Below are 13,449 nucleotides of genomic sequence, written 5' to 3'. Positions count from 1 at the left end.
GGGAAGAGATTTAACCTATGGAACATTTATCACAAAAAAGAAAGCTGACCATTATGGTTGCTATTATGTTCGCTATGTTTTTTGCAGCGATCAACCAAACCATCGTCAGTACGGCGATGCCAAGAATTATTGCAGAGCTGCACGGAATGGAGCTGTACACATGGTCGATTTCGATCTATATGCTCACTTCAACCATCGCGACGGTACTTGTCGGCAAGCTGTCGGATATTTACGGACGTAAGCCATTTATATTGGCCGGTATTTTATTTTTTATCATCGGCGCTTTTCTTGCAGGAACGTCAACTGACGTTTACCAAATGATTTTCTACCGTGCGATTCAAGGTGTAGGCGCAGGTATAATTATGGCAACGGCCTTTACCGCAGTAGGCGACTTATTCCCGCCACGGGAGCGCGGCAAATGGACTGGAATTATGACAGCCGTTTTTGGCTTTTCCAGCGTTATTGGCCCCACGTTTGGTGGTTATATTGTTGACCACATGGCATGGCACTGGGTATTCTGGATTTTCCTGCCGATCGGCATTATTGCCTTCATTATGATTTTGACGCTGTTTCCGAAGACGGAACGCAAGCAATCCGAGTCGATTGACTACTTGGGCTCGCTGTTTCTGACGACCACGCTTGTGCCATTGCTGCTTGCCTTTACATGGGCAGGTACAAAATATGCGTGGGGCTCTGCCCAAACGATTGGCCTATTCGCGGCAACGCTCGTATCGGCGCTGATTTTTGTATTCGTCGAATCCAAGGCGAAAAGCCCGGTGCTGCCGCTTCATTTTTTCAAAAATGGGATTGTAACGCTCTCTAATGTAATTGGCTTCCTGATGAACTTCGGGATGATGGGCGCATTGATTTACCTCAGCTTCTTCGTGCAAGGCGTGCTGGCGATTTCGCCAACCTATGCTGGATATGTCACGATGCCAATGTCGATTGGTATGGTTATTACGAGCGCGATTGGCGGTCAATTGATCAGCAAATCGGGCAAATACAAAAAATTCGCCTTAATCGGCATGCCGCTTATGGTGGCGGGCATGGTGCTGATGGTATTTATGAACAGCGTGTGGATGGCAGTTCTGGCGATGATCGTTTTCGGCCTAGGTCTCGGCCTTGGGATGCCGGTTTTCTCGCTGGCCATTCAAAATGCGGTTCCATTCAAGGAGCTTGGCGCCGTAACGGCGGCCATGCAGTTGTTCCGTAATATGGGCGGTACCATCGGTATTGCTGTAATGGGAACCGTGCTTTCAACCAGCTTGAAAAACAATCTGACCGAGCTTGCCCAGTCGGGAGATGCTGTTGACCTCAGCAAGCTTGATCCGAAAGTAGCCCAAGAGTTCGCCGTATTTGCTAATCCGCAAATGCTGACGAACCAGCCGGAGCTGGAAAAGCTGCACCAAAGCTTGCCGGCCGACCTACAACCGTTGTTTACAAAAATGGTGGAAATGCTTCGCGAGGCGCTGGCTTCGTCGCTTTCAACCGTGTTTCTTGCAGGTACGCTCATTTTGGTTGGTGCGGTCATTTTGACCTTCTTCCTGAAAGAAATTCCGCTCCGCACGTCGAATGCAGCACCGCAGCCAGCAAACGCGGATGCAGCAGCGGATACAGATACGGATGCAGGCAGCAAGCTGCGCGGCAAGCTTGTCAGTCAGCCGACGGAATAATCGGTTGTCGAATATCATTCATTAAGCGAAAGCCAGTGTGCTTCGCAGATTAAAAGCCATCCCCAAGTGCAGCATCGGAAGCAGTCTAACCGATGAGCGCGAGGGGATGGCTTTTTTATGATAAAATGGCTGTATTTCCTGCCTGTTTAGATAGGATTGAATGGAGGACAGCTCATGGAACAGAAACGAGAAGCAGAGGTCGTAGCACTGCCGCTTTTTCTTGTCGTAGGCTTTAAAGTGGAAGCGAGCGTTCAAGAGTTTGAATCGGGACTTGGGAAGGGAACCTATCAAGCATTAATCGAGAGAAAAGCAGAAATTCAGCATAGGAAAAATGACCGTATTCTTTTAATTCAAATTTATCCGATGACTGCTGAATTTAATCCCCAGACAGATCGGTTCACAAATATCGTTTGCTGCGAAGTAAGCGAGCTCGGCGATATGCCGCTGCATATGGTGAGTCATACGGTGGCTGAAAGCAAGTATGCGGCCTACACGCATATCGGGCCTGAATCGGAGCTTAGCCGCTCGTATAATTATCTTTATGGCGAGTGGATGGAAGAAACGGGACATGTGCCGCAGCATTATGATTTCGAAGTTTGGGATGAGCGATATGAACCCGAAAGCACGGAAAATGAGATTGATATATTTGTGGCGTTGAAGGAATAGCCGAGGTAAGACAATCGAATGTTTTAACGAACGATGGACATAACAAAAAGCGAAAGCCCTCCCGCAGCGGAGGGCTTTTTTGGCGAGGCAGCCGCAGTGCTGCTACACCAGCTTGCGGACGGTGAAATTTTGCTGCAGGACGTACCAATTTTGGGGAAAGGGTACGCCAAGCACCCAGTAGCTTACTCCTCTGAGCTTATAATCCTTCACAATATTGAATTTGGCTTGTACGCTGCGGGCGTCCTCATACCAGACCTGATGCTGTGCGCCTTGTTCATCATAATAAGTATAATGAGGCGATTCGGCTATCGGATCATATTGAATCGTTGCACCATATTTAGCGGCCCGAGCGACGGCTTGGGGCGGATTGACCGTCGGCGCCCACTTGCCGCCTTTTACGTACGGCAGCGTCCAGTCATAGCCATAGAGCGGCATGCCCATGACAATTTTGGAGGCGGGGATAACGGATAGCGCATAATTCAGCACCTTAACGACTTCGTTGAGTGGAGCGACAGCGAGCGGAGGTCCGCCAGACCAGCCCCATTCATACGTCATCAAAATAACAAAATCGACAATCCGTCCATGGGCGGCATAATCATGTCCCTCGTATAATGTGCCTTTCTGCTCCGCGCTTTGCTTCGGGGCAAGACAAGTAGATACGAGCAGATGATAGGGATGGAGCGTATCCACCAGCTTTTGCAAAAAAGCATTATACGCTTCACGATCAGCTGCCCTCACATATTCAAAATCGACATTCAGCGCCATGTAGCTCTTCTGCTGCATCACGGACAAGACGCTCGCAATGACCGCGCTTTGAATCGCGGCATCCGTCAGCACAGCATGGGCAATATCGCTGCTGAAGGTGCCGTTCTCGAAATTGGTCAGCACCATCATTGGTGCTGCTTTCTCTTGGAACGCCGCTTCAATTATAGCGCTGTCGTCAATTGGCACAAGCGTGCCGTCCAACTGGACACGATAGCTGAATGGGCTCAGATAAGTAAGGTTGGCGCCAATTTCATGGACGAGCGCTACGCCGTTGGCGCCGAATTTTTCCGTATAGCCGTTCACTTCTATGATAGGCTTCTCCGGCTGCGGTATGACGAGCACTTGGCCTGCCTTAATGAGGGCAGGGTTTTTGAGCTCGTTTGCGCGCATGAGTTGTTCGATTGTAACGCCGTATTTCAGACCGATCGACCATAGGCTTTCTCCCGGAAGCACCTTATGATTGCCAGCCTCCGAAGGAATAATGATTGCCTGGCCAATGACGAGTGGAACATCAGCGGATATGCCATTTGCCGAAGCGATAGACTCCGTGCTGACGCCGAAGCGCTGTCCGAGCTGCCACAGCGTATCGCCTTTTTTAACCGTATGGATATGCATGTCGCGATAAAACCTCCCCCAAGCAAAAGTTCTTTATCTACTTATATTCGACCGTTCTATGAAAAAAGACTTCGGTTTCACTTTTCCTTCTTTTTGTATGTGGGGTTGCTTCTACTCTTCTGCTCTTCAGTTCTTTTGCTCTTCATCTGTTAAAAAAAAGGCCCCCAAAATAAAAATGGGGGCCTAAAATCGGCATTGTAGCTTTTTTGTTTTGGTTTGTTTTAAAAGTGTGGTGAAGAGGGGCGGAGTGGAATGAAAAGCTTGAACTGGAGAAGCGATAGCGTTCGCTTTTACCGTTGGATTTCCCCCTATGGGGGCTAATTCACAGAAATCCAACGGTAATGGCGATCGGAAGTCAAGCTTTTCATGCAGCGCAGCCAACTTTCACCATGGCTTTTACTACGATAACCGAATCGAAAAGCGGTTATCGACTGGTGACAACAAATTAACGATCACGCTTTGACAGCCAGCGGGGTGGCTATCGTCGCGAACGGAAGGCATCCAATGCTCGAATGCGCCAGACGTCAGCTCAATTGCCGAGCCATCTGACATTTCATAGCGGCAGGAGCCCTGCTTCAAGAAATAGTTGCTGCTGCCGGCAATGGCTTCGAGACCTTCCCCGCTAAGCTTGCCATCCTTGGCAAAAACAAACGTCAGCTGCGTCATTACATCTTCTTGCAGCTTATCGGAATGTAGGCGAATGTCCCAGCCGTCTGCCGTTTGCGTAAGCTCCGATTCAATAAAATGCTCCTGCAAATGGGTTCTTTCCCGCTCTCCATGGGGAAGCAGGTACCAAGGGGCGTCCGCTGTTACGCCGTCCGCATCCAGCTTCGGAAGCAAATGGCTAGGAATGGGCCCATTATAGCCTTTATACATGCGTTTGCCGAGCTTATAATGTCCATCTTCCGCTTGAAACTGGTCGAAGCTGACGACGCCCGGTGTAAAGGCAGTCGACACTTTAACCGCAAGCAGGCTCGCCGAGCCATGGCGGAGCGAGAAGAAGGATGGCGCACTCGTCATAACCGTCGCGCTTGTCTGTCCATCGCGGACACGAACGAGCGGCGCGCCGAAGGCGGTATGCGCAGAGCTGTGAGTAATATGAAGCTGATGCCCCTGCTTTTTCATCTCCTGCAAATCTTCATGAATCGGGTGCTGACCGTTGATGATTTTTACATATCGATCTGACAGCGCAGCCCGCTCTATATGGCTGATGTCCATTTGCTCCGGATAGAGCAGATAGCCAATGAGCGGATGGTCTGTCACCGAGAAGAACTGTTTAAAGAAAGGACCCGCATAATCGGACAAGGCGGCAAACAGCGGATCGCGGTCATACGATGCCATCAAGCGGTAGGGGAGAAAATAGCCGGACATATCCGAAGGCTGTCCATAATCCTGCCTGCCAGAATAGTCCGTTACAACCTCTCCGGAAGGATGAACCAAATATTGCATCATTCGCAAATTGCTGCGTACACTTTCCAGCAGCTCAGGGCGATCAAGCGACAGCGCTGTATGGTACAGGGCAATATCGCTGACAGCATTGTAGATGCCATTGCTGCGCTCGGTCCATTCGCCATCGGCAGTAATATCAATGCCTTCTGCAAGCCATGCATTCGCACGAGCCACAAGCGCCGGATCAGGGAACGACTTGTTCAACAGGCCGAGGGCTGCTGTTAGAATCCAGCGGTGATTTGGCGTATGGCAGCCGCCCTCAAGCATGGCCGGCGTTGCCCGCTTCAGAAAAAGTGCAAGCAGGGAAATAGCTTTTTCAAAAGCGGGATATTCCACACTTTGCTGCACCAATAGCTCATAAAGCTGCGCAAAACCAATCACGACAAAGCCGGTATCTGGCGGCGAGTGATAGTTGGTTGAGCCAAGCGTAATCGTTCCGTCGCTATGCTGGCGGTTAAGCATATATTGCAGCGCAAGCTCAAGGCTGGCAAGCAGCTGCTTGTCGCGATAAAACGCCGATTCCGGACTGCACAGGGCAGCAGTCCACTTTGCGATGACAGCGCCTGTTCCGACATGGCTCGGATGAGGCAGGCCTGTAAATGAGTCTATAATGCCTCCGACATTGCGGCTTTCGGAGTCTTTAATTTGAAGGCCCAGAGATGGGGTGACAAGCTGATCATTTAATTGAACCAAGCGCTGATAGATGGAGTCCATGTTGTTGCTCCTTTTTAGGTTTGTGTATAAATCCGTTTTACAATGAGAAAATCTTCATTTCGACCCTTTAGTAAAGCGCTTTACCTGACACGGCGAATTCATAATTGGCCTCTTCATACATATCATTCGGTTTGAGCCAGATTTGATTCTCGTTCAGTTTACCATATTTCTCGAGATTTAGGCGTAGTCTAACTGTCTTATCACTCTGAATGCATTCTAAACAAAACAAGGCATTCTCCCGTTAGTAATAAACGAATAGAGAATGCCCTGCATTTTTAGTGAAAAAGATTTTAGTAAACAGAAATATCAACGAGGCTTCCGTCATTAAATAATGTTTGCAACGTTTCATTATTAAGGGAAGCAAGCGTTAGAAGCTGTGAAGGGGTAGAAGCGACTTTAAGAGGAATACTTTCTCCCCATTTTGTTAAATACCATGAGCCCTGGTTTTGTGTAATGAAGTATTTGACATTCATAAAAGTAAAGGATACTTCATGTCCCGTATTTAAGTCTTCTATCCATTGATTATAACTATAATTTAAGTCTGTTTCTATAATGTACCACGGACCCCTCTGCGGCTTGTTGTTATAATTCCAGTCATGCCTGTGCGGAACATTTGGGTTAATTTGCGCATTACCATGGTTAGTATAGTCAATATCTAGCTCTGCCTTGCCATCGGAGCCATAGTATCTTCTTTGTTCCAATTGGCCCTGCCTCATATTGTCTTTAGAGCTATAAGGTATTCCGATAACAGGTAAGCTTCGCGCATTATCTACTACTGAATGATAGGGAGCGGGACCTCCATTAAGCTTCGCATTGTCATAAGAGAGGAAAGTATAATTGCTAGCATTTGATGTAGTTAAGGCAGCAAAGTTACCCGTCACACTCGGAAAGCCAATGACAATTTGTCCGGTTATTAAGCCGCCTGCACGGCCAATGGTTGGCGTTTTATACTGTTTAACCGTGTAATCGGCATTGAGTACGCCTAGCGGAGCGGGCATTACGATAGAATTTGGAAATACAGTACTTGTTGGGTAAACAGTCTCTACGTAACGGCTTCTGGTGCGTCCATCTACGAAGTTAGGCTTCGTCGTATACGTGCCTTTCTCAATTTTAAATCGGGTAACGAATTCATTATAGGCGTCGCGGGCGTTGGCGAAAGGCTTGTTGTTTAGGTTTAATAAATTATTGTACCTAGCGTATGTCCCGTTATTTGTCACGATGGTGGCATAACCGTCTATATTTACAATTATATTAGTTATGAATCCAGCATCTATATAACCTATATTTGGATTTGCGCCGTTGCCAGAAATGTAGGTTACAGAACTTGGCCGTATAATCGCACCTGGTGCCATAATATCGGTAATGATTTTATTTGTCGTATCATAAGTTGCTCCGCCTCCAAAATGGTCAAACCATTTATCCTGCAAGTATGCCAGTGTCCGAGGCGACCAAGATACGACATAAGAATTAGGTGTGTTCCAGCCAGCTTGCATTCCATATGTACTTTCTGTAATGGAAGTCTTAATAGAAGCGGGTGCACTATCCCAAAGCGATTTTGCGAAAATTTGAATATTCTCTTGCAGTTCAGGCTTAACTCCAATTGCACCATCAGCCGAAGCGACATAAACGGCTCCACTCCAATAGGCTAACGCGGCGGCTTCAATGCCTCCTTCTGCAACGGGAAGTGTACTTGCCGCTGTCTTTTTCACAGGGGTTGTGATAGCGGCTACTAGTGATACTATCAACAGAGCAGCTAGGATATTTCTTAAAGTCTTCAACATTTAATAAACCTCCATTTTGTAATGAATCCTAAGTATTAGGTCAATTATACTGTTTTCCAGTAAAATTGTTATTAATATACTACAAAAGTTGTGTTTTGGCGATATTTTAAATAATTTATTTGGTATTTTTTAATGCGATGTGTATGTTATACGGCGCTGAGTTGCTGCTCCTTGCTTATATGTGGAAAACTTCATCAATGCATCCCTATGGCTGTAGTTGTGAATAGTCTGAAATTGTTTGAGAAGGAGAGCAGCGTGTAAAATAAGCAAAAGCCACGTCCATATCTAGACGCGGCACTAATTGTAGTCCCTGACATTGATGTAAGCTATAGCTCATACTTTCCGTCATACTCCATAGCTCTAGCTGTATTTATTGCTGTCTGGATGTCTAGAATCCTTCCAACCATATGCAGCGACATCTCGATGCCTGCGGAAATGCCAGCCGAGGTGACAACAGCACCTTCATCTACAAATTTCACGTTTTCGACGACTGTCGTCTGTGGGAACTGCGTCCGCATGCGTTCGATGCTTGCCCAGTGTGTCGTGGCCCGCTTGCCATCCAGCAGGCCAATTTCTGCAAGCAAGAACGCTCCCGTACAGACGGAGGTCATCCACGTCACCTGTTCGCTCTGCTGTTTGATCCACGCAAGCAGCGCCTGATTATGAATCTCGTGCCGTGTGCCCATGCCGCCAGGAATAACGAGCACATCGAATACAGGAGCATCCGCGAAGCTGTAATCTGGAGTTACCTTAAGGCCATTCTTGGCCGTAATGAGCGCACCCTTTTCAGAAATAGTCGATACTTGAAACGGGTGATAGGCATCCTCCTGCCCCCAGTTCAGCGCTGTTACTGCAAAAACCTCGAAAGGACCGGCAAAATCAAGCACCTCCACATCATTAAACAAAAGAATGCCTACTTTGTAATTTTCCATAGCTCATTTCCTCCGCTTCCTTTTTCATAAATGAATGAAATTTACATTCGTACTGTGTTATTCTGCGGAGGCCTTGGAAACCCTCTCGACAAATAAGCAGGGTCCTGCGAATATTCCTCCCATAAATCCACTTCACTTATAGCTGTCTGCGCGTAATCCCGAGTAGATTCCTGTCATATTATGATATTTTACCTGCCAAAAACGAACTTTAATAAAAGCTACTCTTTTCAACGTTCGTATTTTGTTGACAGCCCCGTGGGGATTAGATAAACTGGAGGAGGTCAGTAGCGGAGCAATCCGTTTATTATAGTGTTGGTCTCGTATAATCTCGGGAATTGGCCCGAAAGTATCTACCCGAAAACCACAATTTTCGGACTACGAGCAAGCTTGAAGCTGGTATGCTTGAGCTGCCTTTTTTGAACAAGAAGCAAGTATAAGTAGTATAAGTTTTACACTTATATTCGGCGTCTGGTTCTCCGCGAGACGAAGCATGCCGTTCAAGGACGGCGATAGCCGTTTCACCTTAAAATATAGGCAAGGATATCATTTCGTTATCTTTCTCTATATTTCTCGGAATGAAACGCGCCGTGCCGCCAAGGATGGCGTCTGTCGTTTCACCTTAGGGCAGCCTTGTGCTACTTTGTGCCTTGTTTTTTGCAAGGTTGCGGAAGTGGCGGCTTACTTCAGGCATAAAGAGCGCCAAGCGGTTCCCGGAAGTCGGGAGGCTGCGCTGTGCGCTCGGCTCGGGTCCCGCAGCATACGTATGATTAATACTCTTACGGTAGCTGTCGGGATTTTTCTGTTGAAATCGGGCAGTTTAGAAGGTAAGGAAAGCATCAAGTTACGGTTTTATATGGTTTACCTATTATATAGATGAAAGAAGGTTTGAACGCATGTCTGCGAAGGTAGGCGTCATCATGGGCAGCAAGTCGGATTGGGATACAATGAAACTGGCTTGCGATGTGCTGGAAGAGCTTCAAATTCCTTATGAGAAAAAGGTTGTATCGGCGCACAGAACGCCCGATTTAATGTTCGAATATGCGGAAACGGCAGCGGAGCGCGGACTTAAGGTCATTATCGCGGGGGCTGGCGGAGCTGCACATCTTCCCGGCATGGTCGCCGCCAAAACGGTGCTGCCGGTTATTGGCGTTCCTGTCAAATCTTCGAATCTCAGCGGTCTCGACTCGCTGCTATCTATTGTGCAAATGCCGGGCGGCATTCCGGTAGCTACAGTAGCAATCGGAAATGCTGGCGGCACGAATGCTGGACTGCTGGCCGCACAGATGCTGGGCGCGTTCGATCCGGACATTCAGGCACGCGTGATCACACGGCGCGAGCGCGTCAAGCAGGAAGTGCTCGAAAGCAGTGAGACGCTATGATGGTCGAAGCGGACAAGCAGCGGCCGGATAACATCCGCACGCTGCTGCCAGGCAGCACAATCGGCGTACTCGGCGGCGGGCAATTGGGCCGGATGATGGCGCTCGCAGGCAGCGCGATGGGCTACAAATTCGTCGCGCTTGATCCAGCGGTGGATTCGCCTTGCGGACAAGTCGCAGATCAAGTGGTCGGCGCCTATGACAATCATGAGGCAGCGCGCGAGCTGGCGCAGCGTTCAGATGTCATTACGTATGAGTTTGAAAATGTGAATGCTGAAGTAGCCGCGATGCTGATGAAGGAATCTTACGTGCCGCAAGGCAGCAAGCTGCTTTATACGACGCAGCATCGGCTGCGGGAGAAGCGGGCGATTGAGGCGGCTGGCGTGAAGGTTGCGCCTTACAGCGAAATTCGCAGCAGCGAAGAGCTTCATATAGAAGCTGAACGTTTAGGCCTGCCGTGCGTATTAAAAACAGCGACTGGCGGCTACGACGGCAAAGGGCAATGGGTCATCCGCGCCGCGGAGGAGATCGACGAGGCGTATGAAACGCTGAGCCGGGCTGGAACCGAGCTTGTGCTGGAGAAATTCATCTCCTTTGAAAAAGAGCTGTCGGTCATTGCGGCGCGCAGCCCGCAGGGCGAGGTCAAAGCATTCCCGGCGGCGGAAAATATCCATATCGACAATATTCTTCATTTGTCGATTGTGCCGGCCCGGATCGAGGAAGGCATTCAGCGCCGAGCGGAGCAGCTGGCGATGCAAATCGCCGAAGGGCTGGGCGCGGTCGGATTGATTGCCGTTGAGCTGTTTTTGACGGCTGACGGAGAGCTGTATGTGAATGAGCTGGCACCAAGGCCGCATAACAGCGGTCATTACACGATGGAAGCGGCACATACGTCGCAGTTCGAGCAGCATGTGCGGGCGGTATGCAATTTGCCGCTTGGCCGTACGGAGCTGCTGACGCCAGTCGTGATGGTGAATGTGCTCGGCCAGCATGTAGAGCCGGTCATTCAGCGCTTTGGAACCCGGGATGAAGCGGCAGTGCGCCTCGGCGTAACACCGAAGCTGCATCTGTACGGCAAGAAGGACGCCGTTCACAAAAGAAAAATGGGCCACATTAACGTGCTTGCTCCCGATGTGGAAGCAGCGCTGCAATGGATAGATGAAACAACAATTTGGAAGGTGGAGTAGCTACATGTTAGAGCGTTACAGCAGACCGGAAATGAGAGCGATTTGGACCGAGGAGAATAAGTTCCAAGCATGGCTGGAGGTTGAGCTTTGCGCATGCGAGGCTTGGTCGGAGCTGGGCATTATTCCGAAGGAAGACGTAGAAGAGCTTCGTAAAAACGCCAGCTTCAACATCGACCGCATTTATGAAATCGAGCAGGATACACGCCATGACGTTATCGCCTTTACGCGCGCTGTATCCGAGACGGTTGGCCCTGAGCGCAAATGGGTGCACTACGGCCTGACATCGACGGATGTTGTAGATACGGCAACGGGCTACCTGCTGCTGCAAGCCAATGCGATTTTGCAAAAGGATATTGAGCGTTTCATCTCGATTTTGCGCGAGAAAGCGATTCAGTACAAGGATACGCCGATGATGGGACGTACGCATGGCGTTCATGCTGAGCCAACTACTTTCGGCCTCAAAATGGCACTGTGGCATGAAGAGATGAAGCGCAACCTGGAGCGTTTCCTGCATGCAGCTGACGGCGTGCAATACGGCAAAATTTCCGGTGCTGTCGGCACTTACGCGAACATCGACCCATTCGTAGAAGAATTCGTCTGCAACAAGCTCGGCACAAAAGCTGCGCCAATCTCGACGCAAACGCTGCAGCGTGACCGCCATGCTGAATACATGGGCACACTGGCACTCGTTGCTTCGTCGCTGGACAAGTTCGCTACGGAAATCCGCGCTTTGCAGAAGAGCGAATTCCGCGAGGTGGAAGAGCCTTTCGCTAAAGGTCAAAAAGGTTCATCGGCTATGCCGCACAAACGCAACCCAATCGGCTGCGAGAACATTTCAGGTCTGTCGAGAGTCATCCGCGGACATATGCTGACGGCTTATGAGAACATTCCGCTGTGGCATGAGCGCGATATTAGCCACTCGTCCGCAGAGCGCGTCATTTTGCCAGATGCAACGATGCTGCTGAACTACATGCTGAACCGTCTGGGCAACATCATTAATAATCTGCAAGTATTCCCTGAAAATATGAAGCGCAACATGCAGCGTACGTTCGGCGTGCCGTTCTCCGGCCGCGTCATGACGAAGCTGATCGACAAAGGCTTCAGCCGCGAGCAGGCGTATGACACCGTTCAGCCGCGCGCGATGCAGGCTTGGGAAGAGCAGCGCCAATTCCGCGACATTATTGAATCGACGAAGGAAATTACCGAGCTTCTGTCGACGGAAGACATCGACGATTGCTTTAACCCAACATGGCATCTGAAGCATGTGGATACGATTTTCACCCGTCTTGGATTGAACTAAGGAGGCTTACTGGCGAATGACTGCATCATCTCAAAGCTTGTCTACTGCTGCTCCATATGTAAAAGCGCCCCTTCTATACAAGGGGAAGGTTAGAGAGCTTTATGATCTGGGCGAGCATTTTCTCATCGTTGTAACGGATCGTATCTCAGCGTTCGATTATGTGCTTGATCCGGCTGTGCCGGAGAAAGGCAATGTGCTCAACCGCCTGTCGGCGTTCTGGTTTGAGCAGACGGCTTCGATCCAGACGAACCACGTCGTGCATACCGATGTGGACAAGCTGGGCGAGCTCATTACCGAGCCTGAGCTGCTGCGCAACCGGATTATGGTAACTCTTAAAGCAGAGCGTATCGACATTGAATGCGTCGTACGCGGCTATATCACAGGCGGCGGCTGGAGACAATATCAGCAAACGTCTGCGATCAATGGCATCGAGCTCCCTGCAGGCCTGCGCAAAAATGAACGTTTTCCGCAGCCGATCTTTACGCCAGCTGCGAAAAACGACATCGGCCACGACGAAGATATCCCGTTCGAGCGGATGCAAGAGCTGGTTGGCGCTGAGCTTTCCGAGGAGCTGCGCGACCGCAGCATCAAGCTTTATGAGTTCGCTCACGCTTATTGCGCCGAGCGCGGCATCATTCTCGCCGATTGCAAATTTGAATTTGGCCTGATTGACGGCAAGGTCATTCTCATTGACGAGATTTTCACGCCGGATTCCTCGCGTTTCTGGGCAGAGGGCAATTTCGCCTATGACATTGAGATCGACAGCATGGACAAGGAGCCGGTGCGCACCTATTTGCTCGGCTCAGATTGGGACAAAAACAGCAAGCCGGACCCGCTGCCGGAAGCGGTTGTTGCAGAGACGACGAAGCGGTATCAGGATATTTACCGCCGCTTGACCGGCTCGGAAAGCTACTAGCTATTTCGTGCACTTAGAGATATAGATCAACGATTCATGCAAAACGATAAAAGCAAAGCGATTTTGCTGGAGGGA

General features: G+C 49.5%; 10 protein-coding genes and 1 riboswitch. Of the genes, 6 read left to right on the top strand and 4 right to left on the bottom strand.

Going from position 1 to position 13,449, the window contains the following annotated elements; all coding sequences use genetic code 11:
- The first annotated feature begins 17 nt into the window (after window positions 1–17).
- Window positions 18–1,673: an MDR family MFS transporter gene (locus AC50YG_RS07630; protein WP_473756569.1), complete on the top strand. Its 1,656-nt coding sequence runs from the start codon at window positions 18–20 to the stop codon at window positions 1,671–1,673.
- Window positions 1,674–1,847: 174 nt separating this feature from the next.
- Window positions 1,848–2,339, top strand: a complete 492-nt coding sequence (locus tag AC50YG_RS07625) for a GyrI-like domain-containing protein (protein ID WP_494825893.1) — start codon at window positions 1,848–1,850, stop codon at window positions 2,337–2,339.
- Window positions 2,340–2,441: 102 nt separating this feature from the next.
- Here the strand turns inward: AC50YG_RS07625 and AC50YG_RS07620 are convergent, their stop codons facing one another.
- From AC50YG_RS07620 to AC50YG_RS07605, 4 genes are all read right to left on the bottom strand, one after another.
- Entirely contained in the window at window positions 2,442–3,719 is a 1,278-nt protein-coding gene (locus AC50YG_RS07620; protein WP_494825892.1) for a glycoside hydrolase family 18 protein, read from the bottom strand.
- A 399-nt stretch (window positions 3,720–4,118) separates the two neighbouring features.
- Window positions 4,119–5,882 carry a hypothetical protein gene (locus AC50YG_RS07615; RefSeq protein ID WP_473756565.1) on the bottom strand — a complete coding sequence of 588 codons (1,764 nt, stop codon included), beginning with the start codon at window positions 5,880–5,882 and terminating at the stop codon, window positions 4,119–4,121.
- Window positions 5,883–6,172: 290 nt separating this feature from the next.
- Window positions 6,173–7,663 (bottom strand): hypothetical protein, encoded by a 1,491-nt coding sequence (locus AC50YG_RS07610; RefSeq protein WP_494825890.1) that lies wholly within the window; start codon window positions 7,661–7,663, stop codon window positions 6,173–6,175.
- Between the two features lie 326 nt (window positions 7,664–7,989).
- Window positions 7,990–8,595 carry a DJ-1/PfpI family protein gene (locus AC50YG_RS07605; protein ID WP_494825889.1) on the bottom strand — a complete coding sequence of 202 codons (606 nt, stop codon included), beginning with the start codon at window positions 8,593–8,595 and terminating at the stop codon, window positions 7,990–7,992.
- A 298-nt stretch (window positions 8,596–8,893) separates the two neighbouring features.
- A riboswitch (purine riboswitch) is annotated at window positions 8,894–8,993 on the top strand.
- 495 nt (window positions 8,994–9,488) lie between these two features.
- Here AC50YG_RS07605 and purE point away from each other — a divergent pair.
- From purE to AC50YG_RS07585, 4 genes are read left to right on the top strand one after another with little or no spacing between them, the layout of a single operon-like run.
- A complete protein-coding gene (gene purE / locus AC50YG_RS07600) occupies window positions 9,489–9,974 on the top strand; it encodes a 5-(carboxyamino)imidazole ribonucleotide mutase (RefSeq protein ID WP_494825888.1) in 486 nt (161 codons plus the stop codon).
- On the top strand, window positions 9,974–11,158 hold the full coding sequence (gene purK, locus AC50YG_RS07595) for a 5-(carboxyamino)imidazole ribonucleotide synthase (protein ID WP_494826359.1): 1,185 nt from the start codon (window positions 9,974–9,976) through the stop codon (window positions 11,156–11,158). Before purE ends, purK begins: the two co-directional genes overlap by 1 nt.
- 4 nt (window positions 11,159–11,162) lie before the next feature.
- On the top strand, window positions 11,163–12,458 hold the full coding sequence (gene purB, locus AC50YG_RS07590) for an adenylosuccinate lyase (protein WP_341281089.1): 1,296 nt from the start codon (window positions 11,163–11,165) through the stop codon (window positions 12,456–12,458).
- A gap of 16 nt (window positions 12,459–12,474) precedes the next feature.
- Window positions 12,475–13,374: a phosphoribosylaminoimidazolesuccinocarboxamide synthase gene (locus AC50YG_RS07585; protein WP_494825886.1), complete on the top strand. Its 900-nt coding sequence runs from the start codon at window positions 12,475–12,477 to the stop codon at window positions 13,372–13,374.
- Window positions 13,375–13,449 lie beyond the last annotated feature (75 nt).

The organism is Paenibacillus sp. J31R34, from assembly GCF_059383715.1.
The sequence above is the reverse complement of the archived record's forward strand: the minus strand, read 5'-3'. Positions and strand labels throughout refer to the sequence as shown.

Bases quoted from the DNA above. Each gene is read 5' to 3' on its own strand.
- AC50YG_RS07630 (WP_473756569.1), top strand. From the start codon at position 18: ATGGAACATTTATCACAAAAAAGAAAGCTGACCATTATGGTTGCTATT.
- AC50YG_RS07625 (WP_494825893.1), top strand. From the start codon at position 1,848: ATGGAACAGAAACGAGAAGCAGAGGTCGTAGCACTGCCGCTTTTTCTT.
- AC50YG_RS07620 (WP_494825892.1), bottom strand. From the start codon at position 3,719: ATGCATATCCATACGGTTAAAAAAGGCGATACGCTGTGGCAGCTCGGA.
- AC50YG_RS07615 (WP_473756565.1), bottom strand. From the start codon at position 5,882: ATGGACTCCATCTATCAGCGCTTGGTTCAATTAAATGATCAGCTTGTC.
- AC50YG_RS07610 (WP_494825890.1), bottom strand. From the start codon at position 7,663: ATGTTGAAGACTTTAAGAAATATCCTAGCTGCTCTGTTGATAGTATCA.
- AC50YG_RS07605 (WP_494825889.1), bottom strand. From the start codon at position 8,595: ATGGAAAATTACAAAGTAGGCATTCTTTTGTTTAATGATGTGGAGGTG.
- purE (WP_494825888.1), top strand. From the start codon at position 9,489: ATGTCTGCGAAGGTAGGCGTCATCATGGGCAGCAAGTCGGATTGGGAT.
- purK (WP_494826359.1), top strand. From the start codon at position 9,974: ATGGTCGAAGCGGACAAGCAGCGGCCGGATAACATCCGCACGCTGCTG.
- purB (WP_341281089.1), top strand. From the start codon at position 11,163: ATGTTAGAGCGTTACAGCAGACCGGAAATGAGAGCGATTTGGACCGAG.
- AC50YG_RS07585 (WP_494825886.1), top strand. From the start codon at position 12,475: ATGACTGCATCATCTCAAAGCTTGTCTACTGCTGCTCCATATGTAAAA.